This is a genomic window from Streptomyces regalis (genome assembly GCF_001509475.1).
Classification (GTDB): Bacteria; Actinomycetota; Actinomycetes; order Streptomycetales; family Streptomycetaceae; genus Streptomyces; species Streptomyces regalis.
In genome coordinates this window covers 1-3,407 of record NZ_LLZG01000163.1, presented here as the reverse complement: position 1 = coordinate 3,407, position 3,407 = coordinate 1, and the positions used below count along the sequence as shown (strand labels likewise).

At 57.4% G+C, this 3,407-nt stretch carries 1 rRNA gene; it reads left to right on the top strand.

The window, feature by feature from the left end:
• Window positions 1-246 precede the first annotated feature (246 nt).
• Window positions 247-3,365: ribosomal RNA gene (locus ADL12_RS20390) — 23S ribosomal RNA — on the top strand.
• The last annotated feature ends 42 nt before the right edge of the window (window positions 3,366-3,407 follow it).

Here is a 3,407-nt window from a genome sequence, read left to right as displayed (position 1 = left end):
GCTCATGGGTGGAACGTTGATTATTCGGCCGGGTTCACGGGTCGGAGGCTGCTAGTACTGCTCGCAAGAGTGTGGAACGCATGATCTTCGGACGGGAGCCGGCCGGGCACGCTGTTGGGTGTCTGAAGGTACGGCCGTGAGGCCGGGAAGCCTTCGATGCCGGCCCCAGTGCACTCCAGCTTTTGGCTGGGGGTGATGGGTGGCTGGTCGTTGTTTGAGAACTGCACAGTGGACGCGAGCATCTGTGGCCAAGTTTTTAAGGGCGCACGGTGGATGCCTTGGTACCAGGAACCGATGAAGGACGTGGGAGGCCACGATAGTCCCCGGGGAGTCGTCAACCAGGCTTTGATCCGGGGGTTTCCGAATGGGGAAACCCGGCAGTCGTCATGGGCTGTCACCCTTGTCTGAACACATAGGGCAAGTGGAGGGAACGCGGGGAAGTGAAACATCTCAGTACCCGCAGGAAGAGAAAACAACCGTGATTCCGGGAGTAGTGGCGAGCGAAACCGGATGAGGCTAAACCGTATACGTGTGAGACCCGGCAGGGGTTGCGTATGCGGGGTTGTGGGATCTCTCTTTTACGGTCTGCCGGCCGTGAGACGAGTCAGAAACCGTTGATGTAGGCGAAGGACATGCGAAAGGTCCGGCGTAGAGGGTAAGACCCCCGTAGTCGAAACGTCAGCGGCTCGTTTGAGAGACACCCAAGTAGCACGGGGCCCGAGAAATCCCGTGTGAATCTGGCGGGACCACCCGCTAAGCCTAAATATTCCCTGGTGACCGATAGCGGATAGTACCGTGAGGGAATGGTGAAAAGTACCCCGGGAGGGGAGTGAAATAGTACCTGAAACCGTGTGCCTACAAGCCGTGGGAGCGTCGGATGCAGCTTGCTGCATCTCGTGACTGCGTGCCTTTTGAAGAATGAGCCTGCGAGTTTGCGGTGTGTTGCGAGGTTAACCCGTGTGGGGAAGCCGTAGCGAAAGCGAGTCCGAATAGGGCGGTTTAGTAGCGCGCTCAAGACCCGAAGCGGAGTGATCTAGCCATGGGCAGGTTGAAGCGGAGGTAAGACTTCGTGGAGGACCGAACCCACCAGGGTTGAAAACCTGGGGGATGACCTGTGGTTAGGGGTGAAAGGCCAATCAAACTCCGTGATAGCTGGTTCTCCCCGAAATGCATTTAGGTGCAGCGTCGTGTGTTTCTTGCCGGAGGTAGAGCACTGGATAGGCGATGGGCCCTACCGGGTTACTGACCTTAGCCAAACTCCGAATGCCGGTAAGTGAGAGCGCGGCAGTGAGACTGTGGGGGATAAGCTCCATGGTCGAGAGGGAAACAGCCCAGAGCATCGACTAAGGCCCCTAAGCGTACGCTAAGTGGGAAAGGATGTGGAGTCGCAGAGACAACCAGGAGGTTGGCTTAGAAGCAGCCACCCTTGAAAGAGTGCGTAATAGCTCACTGGTCTAGTGATTCCGCGCCGACAATGTAGCGGGGCTCAAGCGTACCGCCGAAGTCGTGTCATTGCAGCGTATAGCCCTAACGGGTGTTGTGATGGGTAGGGGAGCGTCGTCTGCCGGGTGAAGCAGCCGCGTAAGCGAGTTGTGGACGGTTGACGAGTGAGAATGCAGGCATGAGTAGCGATTCACACGTGAGAAACGTGTGCGCCGATTGACTAAGGGTTCCTGGGTCAAGCTGATCTGCCCAGGGTAAGTCGGGACCTAAGGCGAGGCCGACAGGCGTAGTCGATGGATAACCGGTTGATATTCCGGTACCCGCTGTGAAGCGTCAAACATTGAATCGGGCGATGCTAAGTCCGTGAAGCCGCCCCGGAGCCTTCGGGCAAGGGGGAGTGGTGGAGCCGACGGACCAGACCTGTAGTAGGTGAGTGATGGGGTGACGCAGGAAGGTAGTCCATCCCGGGCGGTGGTTGTCCCGGGGTAAGGGTGTAGGACGTCAGGTAGGTAAATCCGCCTGGCAATAGTCTGAGACCTGATGCCGAGCCGATTGTGGTGAAGTGGATGATCCTATGCTGTCGAGAAAAGCCTCTAGCGAGTTTCATGGCGGCCCGTACCCTAAACCGACTCAGGTGGTCAGGTAGAGAATACCGAGGCGTTCGGGTGAACTATGGTTAAGGAACTCGGCAAAATGCCCCCGTAACTTCGGGAGAAGGGGGGCCACATCCGGTGAGGGGACTTGCTCCTTGAGCTGGGGGTGGCCGCAGAGACCAGCGAGAAGCGACTGTTTACTAAAAACACAGGTCCGTGCGAAGCCGTAAGGCGATGTATACGGACTGACGCCTGCCCGGTGCTGGAACGTTAAGGGGACCGGTTAGTCACTCTTCGGGGTGGCGAAGCTGAGAACTTAAGCGCCAGTAAACGGCGGTGGTAACTATAACCATCCTAAGGTAGCGAAATTCCTTGTCGGGTAAGTTCCGACCTGCACGAATGGCGTAACGACTTCTCGACTGTCTCAACCATAGGCCCGGTGAAATTGCACTACGAGTAAAGATGCTCGTTTCGCGCAGCAGGACGGAAAGACCCCGGGACCTTTACTACAGTTTGATATTGGTGTTCGGTTCGGCTTGTGTAGGATAGCTGGGAGACTTTGAAGCGGCCACGCCAGTGGTTGTGGAGTCGTCGTTGAAATACCAGTCTGGTCGTGCTGGATGTCTAACCTGGGTCCGTGATCCGGATCAGGGACAGTGTCTGATGGGTAGTTTAACTGGGGCGGTTGCCTCCTAAAGAGTAACGGAGGCGCCCAAAGGTTCCCTCAGCCTGGTTGGCAATCAGGTGTTGAGTGTAAGTGCACAAGGGAGCTTGACTGTGAGACCGACGGGTCGAGCAGGGACGAAAGTCGGGACTAGTGATCCGGCGGTGGCTTGTGGAAGCGCCGTCGCTCAACGGATAAAAGGTACCCCGGGGATAACAGGCTGATCTTCCCCAAGAGTCCATATCGACGGGATGGTTTGGCACCTCGATGTCGGCTCGTCGCATCCTGGGGCTGGAGTCGGTCCCAAGGGTTGGGCTGTTCGCCCATTAAAGCGGTACGCGAGCTGGGTTTAGAACGTCGTGAGACAGTTCGGTCCCTATCCGCTGTGCGCGTAGGAGTCTTGAGAAGGGCTGTCCCTAGTACGAGAGGACCGGGACGGACGAACCTCTGGTGTGCCAGTTGTTCTGCCAAGGGCATGGCTGGTTGGCTACGTTCGGGAGGGATAACCGCTGAAAGCATCTAAGCGGGAAGCCTGCTTCGAGATGAGGACTCCCACCCACTTGATGGGGTAAGGCTCCCAGTAGACGACTGGGTTGATAGGCCGGATCTGGAAGCACCGTAAGGTGTGGAGGTGACCGGTACTAATAGGCCGAGGGCTTGTCCTCAGTTGCTCGCGTCCACTGTGTTAGTTCTGAGGCAACGACCGT